Source organism: Rathayibacter sp. VKM Ac-2759, assembly GCF_009834225.1.
Lineage (GTDB): Bacteria > Actinomycetota > Actinomycetes > Actinomycetales > Microbacteriaceae > Rathayibacter.
Window position 1 is genome coordinate 1972230 of record NZ_CP047176.1, and the last position, 14608, is coordinate 1986837.

A 14608-nucleotide genomic window follows, 5' to 3' on the forward strand; every position below is an offset into this window, starting at 1 on the left:
ACGCCGGCCGGGACCGCCCCTGGTGAGCGGCCCCGGCCGGTCGGCGTCAGAGGATGAAGAGCATCTCCTGGTAGGTCGGCAGCGGCCACAGGTCGTCGGCGATGATGCCCTCGATCGCGTCCGCTGCGGTACGCACCGCCGTCATCGCGGGCAGCAGCGCGTCCTTCGCGTGCTGGGCCTCGGCGAGTGCGTCGTGCCCCACCTCGTCGCCGAGCGCCGCCGCGAGCGTCGCCAGGGCGGCACGCAGCTCGGCGACCGCGTCGCTCACCTCGGTGAGCGGTGCGAGGTCGGCCTCGACCCCGGCGGCCTTCAGCGCCCCGACGTTCACGGCGAGCTCGGTCTGGTGCCGGACGGCCGCGGGCAGGATCGACGTGCGCCCCATCTCGAGCGTCAGCCGCGCCTCGACGCCGATGCTCAGGCTGTACTGCTCGAGCCCGATCTCGTAGCGGCTGTGCATCTCGCGGTGGTTGAAGACCCGGTACTTCTCGAAGAGCGCGAGCGCCTCGTCGGTGATCAGCTCGGGCAGGGCGTCGAGCGTGGTGCGGAGGTTCGCGAGCCCGCGGCGCTCCGCCTCGACGGGCCAGGCGTCGGCGTAGCCGTCCCCGTTGAAGACGACGGCGCCGTGCTCGGTGATGATCCGGGTCAGCAGCTCCTGGACCGCGGCGTCGAAGTCGGCGCCGCCGGCGATCGCGGTCTCGAGCTCGGTCGCGGCGTAGTCGAGCGAGTCGGCCATGATCGTGTTGATGGTGACCATCGGCCCGCTCACCGACTGCATCGAGCCCGGAGCGCGGAACTCGAAGCGGTTGCCGGTGAAGGCGAACGGGCTGGTGCGGTTGCGGTCGCCCGGGTCCGTCGGCAGGACGGGCAGGGTGTCGACTCCGATCTGCATCGTGCCCTTGCCCTTCGACGAGGTCGCCGGACCCTTCGCGAGCTGCTCGAAGACGTCGCCGAGCTGGTCGCCGAGGAAGATCGAGATGATCGCCGGCGGAGCCTCGTTCGCGCCGAGCCGGTGGTCGTTCGACGCCGACGCGACGGAGGCGCGCAGCAGCCCGCCGTAGAGGTGCACCGCGCGGATCACCGCGGCGCAGAACACGAGGAACTGCGCGTTCTCGTGCGGGGTGTCCCCGGGGACGAGGAGGGACCCGAGCTCGCTGTTGCCCAGCGAGAAGTTGACGTGCTTGCCCGACCCGTTGACGCCCTGGAACGGCTTCTCGTGGAAGAGGCACTCCATCCCGTGCTTCTTCGCGATCGTCTTGAAGGTCGTCATCAGCAGCTGCTGGTGGTCGGCCGCGATGTTGCCGCGCTCGAACATCGGCGCGATCTCGAACTGGCCGGGCGCGACCTCGTTGTGCCGGGTCTTCGCCGGGATGCCGAGCTTGAACAGCTCCCGCTCGGTGTCCATCATGAAGCCGAGGACGCGCTCGGGGATGGCGCCGAAGTAGTGGTCGTCGAACTCCTGGCCCTTCGGCGGCGTGGTGCCGAACAGGGTGCGGCCGGCGTTCAGCAGGTCGGGGCGCGCGAGGAAGAAGTGCCGGTCGATCAGGAAGTACTCCTGCTCCGGGCCGCAGAACGACACGATCCTGGCCGGGTCGGTGTGCCCGAAGAGCCGGAGGATCCGCTCCGCGTGCTCGCCCATGGCCTGCTGGGAGCGCAGCAGCGGCGTCTTGTGGTCGAGGGCCTCCCCTGTCATCGAGACGAAGACGGTGGGGATGCAGAGGGTGTTGCCGTTCGGGTTCTCGAGCACGTACGCCGGGCTGGTGACGTCCCAGCCGGTGTACCCGCGGGCCTCGAAGGTGTTGCGCAGGCCGCCGTTGGGGAAGCTCGACGCGTCCGGCTCGCCCTGGACGAGGGTCTTGCCGGCGAACTCGGCGAGCGCGGAGCCGTCGCCGACGGGCTCGAAGAACGAGTCGTGCTTCTCGGCGGTCAGGCCGGTGAGGGGGTAGAACACGTGCGCGTAGTGGGTCGCGCCCTTCTCGAGCGCCCAGTCCTTCATCGCCGAGGCGACGGCGTCGGCGACCAGCGGGTCGAGCTTCGCCCCGTGCTCGATCGTGGCCATGACGGACTTGAAGACCGACTTCGGCAGGCGCTGGCGCATCACGATGGTGCTGAAGACGTTCTCGCCGAAGATCTGCCCCGGTGCCTCTGCCTCCGTGAAACTGACGGCGGGGGGCACGTACGCCTCGACGTCCTTGATCGCATCACGACGGACGGTATTTCCACTCATTGCAGCCCCTTTGCGCGGCGGTCTGCGGCCCGTCGGGTCGCGGGACGCTGAGGCCCAAGCTACGGACGGGGTGTGGCGAGGGCGTTTCAGCGGTGTGACGGTCTCCGCATCCCGAAAGGCACCTGGCTGGTCGCCGGTGCGCCTCCTCGATCACCTCGCCGGCGACCGCACCTCCGGCGTCATCCGCGCAGGCGGGACAGCTCCGCGGCCAGGACGCCGACCGCCCACTCCCCTTCTCCGTCGCGGAGGAGCAGGTGCACGGCGAGGCCGTCGACGAGCGCGTGCAGGCGCTTCGCCGCATCGACCAGCGCGGTGTCGGCCGGCCGGCCGGAGACGCTCTGGGCCAGGGTGAGGCACAGCTCGGCGAGCTGTCGGTGCGCCTCGTCGCGGATCTCGCGGAGGACCGGGAGCGCCGGCGTCTCGGCGATCAGGGCGATGTTCACCTCGAGCTCGGCACGACTGTCGGGCTCCAGCGGGAGCAGGTGGCGCAGGAAGGCGACCGCATCGGCGAGGGCGTCTCCGGTGCGGGGCGTGGCGATGATCCGCTCCGTGGCGCGCAGCACCATCAGCTCGGCCGAGAAGGCCAGCAGCTCGGCGCGGGAGGGGAACACGTGCCGGAGCGAGCCGACGACGACGCCCGCCTCCTCGGCGACGGTGCGGACCGACACGGCGCCGATGCCGCGCTCGCGCACCACACGCCAGACGGCCTCGGCGAGCTGCTCCTTGCGGGCGTCGCGATCGATGGTCCGGGGCACGACGCGACCGTAGCACGGCCATGCTAGCTTCATGGGAAGAAGCACAGCCGTGCTACCAAGGAGGAAGCATGATCCTGGCCGTCGTCATCGCCTGCGAGGTCGGGTTCTGGGTGGTCATCGCGCTCGGACTCCTGGCGCGCTACGTCCTGCGGTAGCAGCGGGCCGGAGCCGTCCTCCTCGCCCTGACCCCGGTGGTCGACCTCGTGCTGCTCGTCGCGACCGCGATCGATCTGAGGAGCGGAGCGACGGCCTCCTTCGCGCACGGGCTCGCTGCCCTCTATCTCGGCTTCTCGATCGCGTACGGTCACGCGCTGATCCGCGCCGCGGATGTCAGGTTCGCCCACCGCTTCGCAGGAGGCCCCGCTCCGCGGAAGCTCTTCGGCGGCGCCTACGCGCTCGCCTGCTGGAAGGACCTCGCCCGCTCGAGCCTCGGAGCCGCGATCGCGGCGGGAGTCGTGCTCCTGCTCCGCTGGATCGCCGGGGACGCGGAGCGGACGGCCCCGCTCGACTCGGTCTTCTCGATCCTGCTGATCATCTGCGCGGTCGAGCTCATCACCGCGGTCGGCTACACCCTCTGGCCGCGCCGCGCCCCGGCGCCCGCCCGCTGATCGCGGCATCCGCGGAAGGAGGGGCGCGGAGCGTCCGCCTCCGCGCCCCCGCAGCTCACCAGCCCTCGGGTCCGCGGCTTCCCGCCGGGTACTCCTCGAGCGGAGCGTCGCCACGCGCCCACTCCGAGAGCACCGGGGTGACGATGCGCCAGCACTGCTCCGCGACGTCCCCCGGCACCGACAGAAGGGTGTCGCCCTGGAGGATGCCGGCCAGGACCTGGGCGTAGGCGTCCAGCGTGGCCTCGCCGGGGCTCGCCTCCAGCGTCACCCGCTCGAGGTCGGTCGGGTCGTCGGCGGAGTTGACGAAGAGGTCCAGCTCGACGTCTCCGCCCTTGAGCGACATGCGGAGCACCGTCCCCGACTCGTCCGTCGTGGTGCGGAGTCCCCGGGGCGGTGACGAGGGACGGAAGTGCACCGCCACCTCGGTGCGCGGATCGCCGATCCCCTTGCCGGAGCGCAGGACGAACGGCACTCCGTCCCAGCGCGGCGTGTCGATCTGCAGCAGCACCTGGGCGAGCGTCTCCGTGCCCGCGGAGGCGTCCACGTCGGGCTCGTCGACGTAGGAGGGGAAGAAGCGGCCGTCGACCCGCCCCTCGGTGTACCGGGCGCGACGCGCGGTGCTCGGGTCGTCCCGCCAGAGTCGGACGGCTCCGAGGACCTCGGCCATGCGCTCGTGGACGTCCCGGGCCACGATCTCGTCGGGCCGCTCCATGGTGGTCAGGGCGAGGACCATCAGCAGGTGGCTCTGCAGCATGTCCCGCAGGGCACCGGTCGAGTCGTAGAACGCAGCCCGCCCCTCGATACCGAGTGTCTCGTCGTAGACGATCTCGATCTTCTCGATGTGCTCGGCGCTCCAGCTCGTCTCGAGCAGCCGGTTGCCGAAGCGCAGCCCGAGCATCCCCATCACGGTCGCGTTGCCGAGGAAGTGGTCGACCCGCCAGAGCCGGCCGTCGGGGACGACTCCGGCGAGCGCCTCGTTCAGGGCGACGGCGTCCTCGAGGTCCTCGCCGAACGGCTTCTCGATGGCGACGACGAGATCGTCGGGCAGCTCGATCCGCGCCAGCGACTCGGCGATCGCATGGCCCATCGCCGGAGGGAGCGCGACGTACAGCACGGGCGCCGACGGGCACGCGTCGATCAGCGCCTTCAGCTGCTCGGGGTCGGAGGCGTCGGTCGCGAGGAAGCGGGCGCGCGAGACGAGCGACTCCACCGTGTGCGCCGGGATCTCCGCGTCCTCGAGGCTGCGGCGCACCAGGGCCTTCCACTCGTCGTCGCTCTGCGGCGTCCGCGCCGCTCCGATCAGCGTGAACTCGGAGTCGCGGGCGAGCTCGGCCACTCGTCCGAGTCCGGGCAGGAGGAGGCGCTCGGTGAGGTCGCCGCCGGCACCGAGGATCGCGATGCTGCGCTTCGCCCCCTCCAGCGTGGTGGCGTCGGGGATTCCGGCCTGATCGGTCATCGTGTCTCCTTCATCGCGTCGTGAGGTCGCGCCACCGGATCAGTCGCTGTCCGCGCCGGCGCCCCCGTCAGTGTTCCCGACCAACCTGACCGCGGGAGTCAGGGAGCGTCACGCTTCCGCGCGCTCCGCGGCGACCCCGGCCACTCTTCGGAGCGCCGACAGGACCGTGCGCACCGGCGTGCGGGCGAGTGAGTCCGGACGGGCCAGCACGTCGACGTGGCGGGCGAGCGAGGCGCCGACGACCGGACGCAGCACCAGCCCGTCGACGGCGAGGGCGGCGGCCGTGGTCCGCGGCATCACCGCGACGGCGGCGCCGGCGCGCACGATGTGAGCGGCGACCGAGAACTCGTTGATGCGGTGGTCGATGCGCGGCGCCTCGCCGATCATCGCCCCGAGGTGGTCGAGGACACCGGTGAGCGGGAAGCCCTCGTGCGTCGAGATCCAGTGCTCGCCGCGCAGCTGCTCGGGGCGGATGCCGGCCTGCCGGGCGAGGAGGTGGTCGGCGGGCAGCGCGATGTCGAGGGGCTCGATGAACAGCTCGGTCACGACCAGGCGCGCGAGCGGCCAGGGAGGGTCGTGGGCGAGGCGGTGCGCGATGACGAGATCGTGGTCGGCGGTGAGTCCGGCGAACGCGTCCTGGGCCACGTCGGCGTCGGCGAGCGAGACCCGCGGGCGACCGTCGAGCTCGCGCAGCAACGGGCCGAAGAGCGCGAGACCGGCGCTGTGGAAGGCGGACACGCCCACCGGTCGCTCCTCCTGCTCGAGGAAGGACTCGACGGCGTCCCGCGCCTCGGCGAGCGCCTCCTCGACGCGGGTCGAGGCGACGGCGAGCGCCTCCCCCGCCGCCGTGAGCACGAGGCGGCGGCCGTCCTTGATCGTCAGCGGGATGGGGATACCCGCCTGCAGAGCGGCGAGCTGCTGCGAGACGGCGGAGGCGCTGACGCCGGAGGCGAGGGCGACGGCGGCGACGCTCCCGCGGTCGCCGAGCTCGCGGAGGAGACGGAGGCGCGTCGGATCCATAAGGCGAACCTACTGTGTGCATGCAGAGAACGGCCGTTGTTCTTGGGGGTCATCGCAGTCGAGAGTGTCACCATGCCCTCCCGCTCCCGCACCGCACCCGTCGTCGACGTCCTCCTCCTCGGCGTCGCCGCGGTCTGGGGGGCCAGCTTCCTCGCGGCGAAGGATCTCGCCGCCGACACGGGAGTGCCCTCGGCGATCGCCCTCCGCTTCCTCGTCGCGGGTGCGGCGACGGCTCTGCTGTGCCTCGCGCGGCGGGAGCGGCTCCCCCGCGGCCGCGGTCTGCTGATCGCCGCCGCCCTCGGCTGCTCCCAGGCCGTGATCATCGGCCTCGAGACCTGGGGCGTCCACCTCACCTCCGCGACCAACGCGGGGCTGCTGATCAGCCTGGCGCTCGTGATGACGCCGGTGCTCGAGGGCGTCGCGTCCCGCTCGTGGCTCCCCCGCTCGTTCTTCGTCGCCACCGTCGCCGCGGTCGTCGGGGTCGCGCTCCTCGTCTCCGAGGGGGGCCTCCGCACACCGACCTGGGGCGACGGCCTGGTGATCGCGGCGGCCGTGGTGCGCGCGGTGCACGTCACCGCGAGCGCTCACCTCACGCGAGGCCGCAGAGAAGGATCCCTCGGAGTGGTGCTCGTCCAGCTGGTCGTCTGCGCCGGCGTCTTCTCGGCGCTGGCCGGCGCCCGGCTGCCCTCCGCGGTCGCGCAGCTGGACGCTCGCGGCTGGGCCGACGTGCTCTTCCTCGGACTGCTCTGCTCGCTGTTCGCGTTCGTCGTGCAGCTCTGGGCCGTCCGCCGCACCTCGGCGTCCCGGGCGAGCATCCTGATGGGGACCGAGCCCGTCTGGGCGCTCCTCGTCGGAGTGGTCCTCGCCGGCGACGTGATCGGCCCGATCGGGATCGCCGGCGCGGCTCTGATCGTGACGGCCGGCTACGCCGGTCAGGCGATCGAGCGCCGCCACCGCGAGCGGCCGTCGGATCGGGAGGCGCCCCGGGTGACGGCCGGCGCGCACTCCTGACACGAGAGAGCGCCGCCCCCGAACGGGTACAGTGCGACGATGCGCCGCCGAGGAACCCGATGACCGCCGTCCGTCTCGTCGCGATCGGCGACTCCTTCACGGAGGGCGTCGGCGACGAGCTGCCCGACGGCACGGCGCGCGGCTGGGCCGACATCGCCGCGCAGGGCTGGGCGGATGCGACGGGCGAGCGCATCCACTACGCGAACCTCGCTATCCGCGGGCGCCTCATCGCCCCCATCGTCGCCGAGCAGCTCGAGCCCGCCCTGGCGCTGAAGCCCACCCACCTCTCCTTCAACGGAGGCGGCAACGACATGCTGCGCCCGCGCGCGGACATCGGCAGCATCGCCGACTCGTACCTCCGGGTCCTCGAGCGCTGCGACGAGGAGGGGGTCACCCTGATCGCGCTGGCCGGCGCGGACCCCTCGGCCCGCCTCCCCCTCGGGCGCCTGATCAAGCGCCGGGGAGACGCGCTGACCGCGGCGGTCCTCCGGCGGCTCGACGGGCGCACCGACGTCGTCGTGGCCGACAACTGGAGCGATCCCGAGTTCCAGCGGCCCGATCTGTGGTCGGAGGACCGTCTGCACATGGGTCCGCGCGGGCACCACCGCGTCGCCTCGCGCGTGCTGACGGCACTCGGGCTCACGCCTCCGGCTCCGGTGCAGGAGGTTCCGGAGCAGCCCGCGTCGGCGCGCGGAGGCTCGGCCCAGTACTACCGGCAGTACGTCGCCCCGTGGGTCAGGCGCCGGCTGACGGGGACGTCGTCGGGCGACGGACGCTCGGCGAAGTACCCCGAGCTCGTGCCGATCGATCCGGTCGCCGGAGCTCAGCGCCAGCCGTAGCGGGCCGAGACCGTCCTCGCGACGGAGTCGAAGCGCGCGCGGTCCAGCGCCGCCCCCTCGCGCCGCATCCCGGCGGGGTGCACGCGGAAGACGCGCTCCGGATCGACGTAGCTCGGGCGCCCCTCCTGATCCCAGGCCCCCGTGCCGATCGGCAGGTAGTCGTCGTGCTCCTTCGAGCTCAGCCGCACAGCCAGCACCGTTCCCGCCTTCTCGACGGCGAGCACGAGCACGGGCCGGTCCTTGCCGCGGCCGTCGTCCTCCTCGTAGGGCACCCAGGTCCAGACGATCTCCCCCGGGTCGGGGTCGCCGTCGGCGGTGGGCGCGTAGCCGAGGTGGACGCCGCGGACGCGGGTCGGATCGACCTCGGTCGTGCGGCCGACTCCGCTCGCACCCGGCGCGGCCTCCGGAGTCGTCAGGAAGGGCCGCTGCGGAACCGGCGACGCATCGGGTCGGGAGGGCCTCACCCGCCCGAGCAGTCGGAGGAGGAGGGATGCGACCGAGCGTGAGGAGGGCACCCCGGAACCCTAGCCCGGAACGCGCGCCCGGCGCGCAGGCCGCACGCACCGCGAAGGGGTGCCGACTCGTGTGAGCCGGCACCCCTCCGGTGCTGTGGTGCGGTGCGGTGCCAGGGCTAGTCGGCCAGGACGTAGCCGTTCTCGCCGTGGATCGCGGTGTCGATGCCCGCGACCTCGTCCTCGTTCTTGACGCGGAATCCGATGGTCTTCTGGATGACCCAGCCGATGAGGAGGGTCATGAGGAAGGAGTAGGCCAGGACGGTGAAGGCCGCGAGCGCCTGCTTGCCGAGCTGGTCGAATCCGCCGCCGAGGAACAGGCCGACATCGGTGCCGAAGAAGCCGATGTAGAGCGTTCCGATGAGGCCGCCGACGAGGTGGACGCCGACGACGTCGAGCGAGTCGTCGTAGCCGAGCTTGTACTTGAGGTCGATCGCCAGCGCGCAGACGGCACCGGTGATGATGCCCAGCACGATCGCCCAGAACGGCGAGAGGCTCGCGCAGGCCGGGGTGATGGCGACGAGACCCGCGACGGCACCGGAGGCGGCACCGACCGAGGTGGGCTTGCCGTCCTTGATCTTCTCGATGACGAGCCAGCCGAGGATCGCTGCCGCGGGGGCGGCGATCGTGTTCAGGAAGGCGATGGCCGCGAAGCCGTCGGCAGCGAGCTCGGAGCCGGCGTTGAAGCCGAACCAGCCGAACCAGAGGAGTCCGGCACCGAGGAGCACGAAGGGCGGGTTGTGCGGCTGGTGCGCACCCTTGGTGAAGTTGACGCGCTTGCCGAGGACGATCGCGAGGGCGAGAGCGGCCGCACCGGCGTTGATGTGGACGGCGGTGCCGCCCGCGAAGTCGATCGCTCCGACGTTGTAGGCGATCCAGCCGCCGTCGACCACGCCCTCGTCGCCGAGGGTGAAGTTGAAGACCCAGGAGGCGACGGGGAAGTACACGACGGTGGCCCAGACGCCGGCGAAGACCATCCACGCGCCGAACTTGGCGCGGTCGGCGATCGCACCCGAGATCAGGGCGACGGTGATGATGGCGAACGTCGCCTGGAAGGCGGCGAAGGCGAGGACCGGGTACGCACCCGTCTGCTCGCCGAGCGCGTCGTTGTAGACGCCCTGCAGACCGATCTGCGCGACGTCGATCCCGAGGAAGCCGTCGATGCCGAAGAAGGTGTCGGTGCCGGCGGGGCCCGCGGGGCCGTTGCCGAACGCGATCGCGTACCCGTAGAGCACCCAGAGGACTCCGATGAGCCCCATGGCGCCGAAGCTGAGCATCATCATGCTGATGACGCTCTTGGCGCGGACCAGTCCGCCGTAGAAGAACGCCAGTCCTGGCGTCATCAGCAGCACGAGTGCCGCCGCGATGAGAAGGAAGGCAGTATTGCCTTGATCCATTCTGAAACCTTTCCTCGGGTGCGCAGGAGCGGCCCGGTGAACGCCAGGGCGTCAGCGGAGGCGGGTCGCTTGAGTACGCCCGTCAGTCTGGCGGGGCGAGGTTTCGTGCCGAGGGGCTCGACGTTTCCAACGTGTTACAGGCGAGGCGCCCTCGTAAACAACGCATTACACGGCCCTGCCAGAGAGCCGTCCGCGAGCGGGGAATCCCTCGAGCGGACCGCGGATCCTACGAACCCCGCGGGCCGAAGGGATCCATCGAGGTCAGCGCGATGAGGCGCGACATCGATCGGAGGTACTTCTTGCGGTATCCGCCGCTGAGCATGTCGCCGCCGAAGACCTCGTCGAGGGCGACTCCGGAGGCGAGGACCGGGATCTGCGCGTCGTAGACCCGGTCGATGAACGCGACGAGCCGCAGGGCGTCGGTCTGGTCGGTCAGCGCGGCCACGTCGCGCAGCACGATGGCGTCGACTCCGTCGATCACCTTGATGTAGCGCGAGGGGTGCACCGAGCCGAGGTGGTCGACCGCGGCGCGGAACGGGTCGTCCGTGACGACCGCCCCCGCGGGGGCCTGGGCGAGCAGGTCGGCGATCTCGGCGTCGCTGCGCGTGAGGGCGTGGCCCTCGATCTCGCGGCGGCGGTAGTCGGTGCCGTCGATGCGCATCGTCTGGAAGTGCTCGGCCATCGCCTGGATCTCGCGGAGGAAGTCCGCGGCGGCGAAGCGCCCCTCGCCCAGGGCGTTCGGCGGGGTGTTCGAGGTCGCGGCGATCCGCGTCCCGGAGGCGACCAGCTCGCCCAGCAGACGGGTCATCAGCATCGTGTCGCCCGGATCGTCGAGCTCGAACTCGTCGATGCACAGCAGCGCCGACCCCTTGAGCAGCGACACGGTCGCGGCGTAGCCGAGCGCGCCGACGAGGGCGGTGTACTCGATGAAGGTGCCGAAGTACGTGCGGCCCGGCACCGCGTGCCAGATGGCCGCGAGGAGGTGCGTCTTGCCGACTCCGAACCCGCCGTCGAGGTAGACGCCCGGCTTCACCTCGGGGGCCTTCTTACGGCCGAAGCCGAAGAACCCGCCGCCGCCCCGCGAGCCGCCGCCCGCCGCGAAGACGCGGAGGGCCTCGACCGCCTCGGCCTGCGAGGGGTACTCGGGGTCGGGCCGGTAGCTCTCGAACGTCGCGCCCTCGAACTGACGGGGCGGGACGAGCGTCGACGCGATCTCGTTGCCGCTGATCTGCGGCGAGCGAGTGGTGAGACTGCTCGTGGATCGGACGTCGTCGTGGGTCACGCGCACCTCGCATCATGCGTCCGGAGGGGCCGGCCGCGGGGGTCCGACAGGGTGTCGGAGTACTGTGTCGAACTCTTACGGCGCCTTCCGTGCACCTGCGCGCGGGGGCGCGTACTGTCGCTGAAGGGCGGGCTCCAGCGTAGCCCGATCCCGGAATCACGCCCGCGCTCCGCGCACCACCCTGGAGGTCCTCCTTGTCCGTTGAACTCGATCCGTCGCCGAAGTTCGCCGCCTACGCGCACCCCGAACGACTCGTCAGCGGTGAGTGGCTCGAGCAACGACTGGGCACGCCCGGCCTGGTGGTGGTCGAGTCCGACGAGGACGTCCTGCTCTACGAGACCGGTCACATCCCCGGCTCGGTGAAGATCGACTGGCACACCGACCTCAACGACCCGGTCGAGCGGGACTACATCGACGGCGCGGCCTTCGCCGCTCTCGTCGGCGCCAAGGGCATCTCGCGCGACAGCACCGTCGTGATCTACGGCGACAAGAACAACTGGTGGGCCGCCTACGCCCTCTGGGTCTTCACCCTGTTCGGCCACGAGGACGTCCGCCTCCTCGACGGCGGCCGCGACAAGTGGATCGCCGACGGCCGCCCGATCACCACCGACGCCTCCACGCCCGAGGCGGTCGAGTACCCGGTCGTCGAGCGCCGCGACGCCGACATCCGCGCCTTCAAGGAGGACGTGCTCGCGCACTTCGGCAACCCGCTGATCGACGTGCGCTCCGCCGAGGAGTTCTCGGGCGAGCGCACCACGGCCCCCGCCTACCCCGAGGAGGGCACCCTCCGCGCCGGCCACATCCCGAGCGCGCAGAACGTGCCGTGGGGCAAGGCCGCGGCCGAGGACGGCACGTTCCGCTCGCTCGAGGAGCTCGACGGCATCTACCGCGACGGCGCGGGTCTCGCCGACGGCGACACCGTCATCGCGTACTGCCGGATCGGCGAGCGCTCCTCGCACACCTGGTTCGTGCTGACCCACCTCCTCGGCTTCGAGGGCGTCAAGAACTACGACGGATCGTGGACCGAGTGGGGCAGCGCCGTGCGCGTCCCGATCGTCAAGGGCTCCGAGCCCGGCGAGGCCCCCGCGGCCCGCTGACGATCCCCCTGAGGACCCCGACCGTCTCGACGGCCGGGGTCCTCTCCTCTGAGAGAATGACCCCGATGACTTCCGAACCACTCCCCTCCGCGCTCCGCGACATCCGCGACGAGTTCCTCGCCCTCGAGAAGCCGGAGCGTCTGCAGCTGCTCCTCGAGTTCTCGAACGAGCTGCCCGAGCTCCCGGAGCGCTACCGCGACCACCCCGATCTCTTCGAGCGCGTCGAGGAGTGCCAGTCGCCGGTGTTCATCGTCGTGGAGTTCGACGGCGACCTGATCCACCTGCACGCGACCGCTCCGCGCGAGGCGCCGACCACGCGCGGGTTCGCGTCGATCCTCGCCCAGGGGCTCGACGGGCTGACCGCCGAGCAGGTGCTCGCCGTGCCCGACGACTTCCCGCAGACGATCGGCCTGTCGGAGGCGGTCTCGCCGCTGCGCCTGCGCGGCATGAGCGCCCTGCTCGGCCGCACCAAGCGGCAGATCCGCGCGCACCTGGCCGCATGATCCTCCAGCCCCTCGTGCCGGCGGGCGCGACCGTGCGTCTCGGCGAGGAGGGGGCGCGCGAGGCGATCGCCTACGCGTACCGGCCGGCCGCCGAGGTGCGGGTGCGGCTCAACATGATCGCGAGCCTCAACGGGTCGAGCATCGGCTCCGACGGCACCAGCGAGACCCTGACCAATCGGGTCGATCGCACCATCCTCGGCGTGATCCGCGCGCAGGCCGACGTCGTCCTCGTCGGCGCGGCGAGCGTCCGCGCCGAGGGCTACCGCGTCCCGAAGCGCGTGCCGCTCGCGATCGTGTCCGCCTCGGGCGATCTCGCCGGCCACCGGCTCGAGTTGCAGGAGGGATCGCGCGTCCTCCTGCTCGTGCCGGAGGAGAGTCGGGGCGTCCCGGAGCTCCCCCGCGGAGTCGAGATCGTCCGCGTCCCGTCGGACGGCGGGCGTCTCAGTGTCGACGCGATGCTCGGCGCGCTGGCCGCGCGCGGACTCCACCGAGTCGTCTGCGAGGGCGGAGCGACGCTCTCGGGTCAGTTCCTCGCCTCCGGCCGGGTCGACGAGGTCTGCCTGACGACCGCCCCGCGGGTCGTGCTGCCCGGGCTGCCGGTCGCCGCGACCCCGGCCGTGGTCGACGAGGGCTACTCCCTGACGATGCTGGCCGTCGACGACTCGGGCTTCACCTACGCGCGCTGGAGTCGGAGCGGCTGAGGCCGTGCCGCGCGAGCCAGCGCTCCACCGACGACTCCCAGAGCACCGGATCCTCGTTCCACAGCCGCGTGTGCCGTGCACCGCGGAAGAGCACCAGCTCGACCAGATCGGTCCGTGCCGCGGCCAGCGCCTCCGAGGGTCCGCTCGGCACGAAGTCGTCGTCGACGCTGTGCATCAGGAGGATCGGGGTCTCGAGCTCCGCCGCGCGCGTGACGAGGTCGAGGCCCGCCAGGGGGATCGGCGTGCTCTGACCCGTCAGCGCGGTCGACCACGGCCGCTGCATCACCGTGATCGCGAGGGCCGCGATGACCGGCGGGATGCGGCGCAGCCGCGCCTGACCGCGCAGGGTCTCGCGCCAGTCGACGACGGGCGAGTCGAGCACGAGACCCGCGACGAGGGCCCGGCGGGACGAGCGGAGCACCGTCTGCAGCGCGATGGCGCCGCCCATCGACCAGCCGACGAGCACGACGGACCGGGCGCCGCGCCGCTCGGCGAACCGGATCGCGGCGTCCACGTCCCGCCACTCCGTGTCGCCCAGCCCGTAGCGCCGGTCGGGGCTCGCCGGGGCGTCGCCGTCGTTGCGGTACGACACCACGAGCGAGGTGAGCCCCGCGCGGTGGAGGACGTCGACGCCGCGGAGGGTCTCCTCGCGCGTCGTCGCGCGGCCGTGCACGTGCACGGCCCAGACGTCGCCGGTGCCACCGGGAGCCGGGAAGAGCCAGGCGGGGGCCGCCCCGAACTGCGTCGGCACCTCCTCCGTCGTGAACGGGAGCCCGGTCTCGCGCGGCCCGAGCAGCAGCCAGCCGTTGATGCGGGCGCGCGCCCCGGCACGCAGGCTCCCCCGGTCGACCCGCTCGAGCTCGCGCACCACACGCCCCTGCCCGGTCGCCAGCAGCCGCCCGACCCGGGCGTGCCCGCGTCCGCGGTCGAACCAGAGGCTGAACCCGCCCCGCACCGATGTGTCGGCGTCGGCCGCGAGCTCGATCTCGCGCGCCTCCGGGCGCACGGCGAGCACGCGGGTGTCCTGGGAGCGGCGGGACGGCGGGATGACGACCCCGCGGACGAAGGCGGCGACGAGCGCGGAGGCGCCGACCGCTCCCGCCGCGGCGAGGGCGGGGGCCGCGAGGATCGCGAGCAGGAGCAGACCGGCTCGACGCCCGCCTTCCGCGGCGTGCCTGCGGGCTTCGGGCATGCGGGAACTCT

14 protein-coding genes are annotated in these 14608 nt (G+C 72.1%); 6 read left to right on the forward strand and 8 right to left on the reverse strand.

The window, feature by feature from the left end:
• Positions 1 to 46: 46 nt before the first annotated feature.
• Together GSU68_RS09055 and GSU68_RS09060 are read right to left on the reverse strand one after the other, a co-directional pair.
• The gene (locus GSU68_RS09055) at positions 47 to 2224 is read right to left on the reverse strand and encodes a glutamine synthetase III (protein WP_159907438.1); all 2178 of its coding nucleotides are present in this window, start codon (positions 2222 to 2224) and stop codon (positions 47 to 49) included.
• 179 nt (positions 2225 to 2403) lie between these two features.
• Complete coding sequence (locus GSU68_RS09060; protein ID WP_159907440.1) at positions 2404 to 2979, reverse strand: TetR/AcrR family transcriptional regulator; 576 nt, start codon at positions 2977 to 2979, stop codon at positions 2404 to 2406.
• 191 nt (positions 2980 to 3170) lie between these two features.
• Between GSU68_RS09060 and GSU68_RS09065 the strand changes: the two genes are divergently transcribed.
• Positions 3171 to 3587, forward strand: a complete 417-nt coding sequence (locus tag GSU68_RS09065) for a hypothetical protein (RefSeq protein WP_348272486.1) — start codon at positions 3171 to 3173, stop codon at positions 3585 to 3587.
• 55 nt (positions 3588 to 3642) lie between these two features.
• Here the strand turns inward: GSU68_RS09065 and GSU68_RS09070 are convergent, their stop codons facing one another.
• Entirely contained in the window at positions 3643 to 5043 is a 1401-nt protein-coding gene (locus GSU68_RS09070; protein WP_159907442.1) for a glucose-6-phosphate dehydrogenase, read from the reverse strand.
• A gap of 108 nt (positions 5044 to 5151) precedes the next feature.
• Positions 5152 to 6063 (reverse strand): LysR family transcriptional regulator, encoded by a 912-nt coding sequence (locus GSU68_RS09075; RefSeq protein WP_159907444.1) that lies wholly within the window; start codon positions 6061 to 6063, stop codon positions 5152 to 5154.
• Positions 6064 to 6135: 72 nt separating this feature from the next.
• Between GSU68_RS09075 and GSU68_RS09080 the strand changes: the two genes are divergently transcribed.
• The gene (locus tag GSU68_RS09080; RefSeq protein ID WP_159907446.1) at positions 6136 to 7074 is read left to right on the forward strand and encodes a DMT family transporter; all 939 of its coding nucleotides are present in this window, start codon (positions 6136 to 6138) and stop codon (positions 7072 to 7074) included.
• A 59-nt stretch (positions 7075 to 7133) separates the two neighbouring features.
• The gene (locus tag GSU68_RS09085) at positions 7134 to 7913 is read left to right on the forward strand and encodes an SGNH/GDSL hydrolase family protein (protein WP_159907448.1); all 780 of its coding nucleotides are present in this window, start codon (positions 7134 to 7136) and stop codon (positions 7911 to 7913) included.
• Here GSU68_RS09085 and GSU68_RS09090 read toward each other — a convergent pair.
• From GSU68_RS09090 to zapE, 3 genes are all read right to left on the reverse strand, one after another.
• A complete protein-coding gene (locus GSU68_RS09090; RefSeq protein WP_159907450.1) occupies positions 7898 to 8428 on the reverse strand; it encodes a type II toxin-antitoxin system PemK/MazF family toxin in 531 nt (176 codons plus the stop codon). The genes GSU68_RS09085 and GSU68_RS09090 overlap by 16 nt on opposite strands.
• 116 nt (positions 8429 to 8544) lie before the next feature.
• On the reverse strand, positions 8545 to 9822 hold the full coding sequence (locus GSU68_RS09095; protein WP_159907452.1) for an ammonium transporter: 1278 nt from the start codon (positions 9820 to 9822) through the stop codon (positions 8545 to 8547).
• A gap of 226 nt (positions 9823 to 10048) precedes the next feature.
• The gene (gene zapE / locus GSU68_RS09100; protein ID WP_159907454.1) at positions 10049 to 11104 is read right to left on the reverse strand and encodes a cell division protein ZapE; all 1056 of its coding nucleotides are present in this window, start codon (positions 11102 to 11104) and stop codon (positions 10049 to 10051) included.
• Between the two features lie 194 nt (positions 11105 to 11298).
• Here zapE and GSU68_RS09105 point away from each other — a divergent pair, with 194 nt between their 5' ends.
• From GSU68_RS09105 to GSU68_RS09115, 3 genes are all read left to right on the forward strand, one after another.
• On the forward strand, positions 11299 to 12201 hold the full coding sequence (locus GSU68_RS09105) for a sulfurtransferase (protein ID WP_159907456.1): 903 nt from the start codon (positions 11299 to 11301) through the stop codon (positions 12199 to 12201).
• A 65-nt stretch (positions 12202 to 12266) separates the two neighbouring features.
• Positions 12267 to 12704, forward strand: coding sequence for a SufE family protein (locus GSU68_RS09110; RefSeq protein WP_159907458.1), 438 nt, complete (start codon positions 12267 to 12269; stop codon positions 12702 to 12704).
• Complete coding sequence (locus GSU68_RS09115) at positions 12701 to 13405, forward strand: dihydrofolate reductase family protein (RefSeq protein WP_159907460.1); 705 nt, start codon at positions 12701 to 12703, stop codon at positions 13403 to 13405. Before GSU68_RS09110 ends, GSU68_RS09115 begins: the two co-directional genes overlap by 4 nt.
• Here the strand turns inward: GSU68_RS09115 and GSU68_RS09120 are convergent.
• Positions 13374 to 14597: an alpha/beta fold hydrolase gene (locus GSU68_RS09120; protein WP_159907462.1), complete on the reverse strand. Its 1224-nt coding sequence runs from the start codon at positions 14595 to 14597 to the stop codon at positions 13374 to 13376. The genes GSU68_RS09115 and GSU68_RS09120 overlap by 32 nt on opposite strands.
• Positions 14598 to 14608 lie beyond the last annotated feature (11 nt).

Coding starts and splice junctions, on each gene's coding strand:
- GSU68_RS09055 (WP_159907438.1), bottom strand. CDS start 2,224: ATGAGTGGAAATACCGTCCGTCGTGATGCGATCAAGGACGTCGAGGCG.
- GSU68_RS09070 (WP_159907442.1), bottom strand. CDS start 5,043: ATGACCGATCAGGCCGGAATCCCCGACGCCACCACGCTGGAGGGGGCG.
- GSU68_RS09075 (WP_159907444.1), bottom strand. CDS start 6,063: ATGGATCCGACGCGCCTCCGTCTCCTCCGCGAGCTCGGCGACCGCGGG.
- GSU68_RS09080 (WP_159907446.1), top strand. CDS start 6,136: ATGCCCTCCCGCTCCCGCACCGCACCCGTCGTCGACGTCCTCCTCCTC.
- GSU68_RS09085 (WP_159907448.1), top strand. CDS start 7,134: ATGACCGCCGTCCGTCTCGTCGCGATCGGCGACTCCTTCACGGAGGGC.
- GSU68_RS09095 (WP_159907452.1), bottom strand. CDS start 9,822: ATGGATCAAGGCAATACTGCCTTCCTTCTCATCGCGGCGGCACTCGTG.
- GSU68_RS09110 (WP_159907458.1), top strand. CDS start 12,267: ATGACTTCCGAACCACTCCCCTCCGCGCTCCGCGACATCCGCGACGAG.
- GSU68_RS09115 (WP_159907460.1), top strand. CDS start 12,701: ATGATCCTCCAGCCCCTCGTGCCGGCGGGCGCGACCGTGCGTCTCGGC.
- GSU68_RS09120 (WP_159907462.1), bottom strand. CDS start 14,597: ATGCCCGAAGCCCGCAGGCACGCCGCGGAAGGCGGGCGTCGAGCCGGT.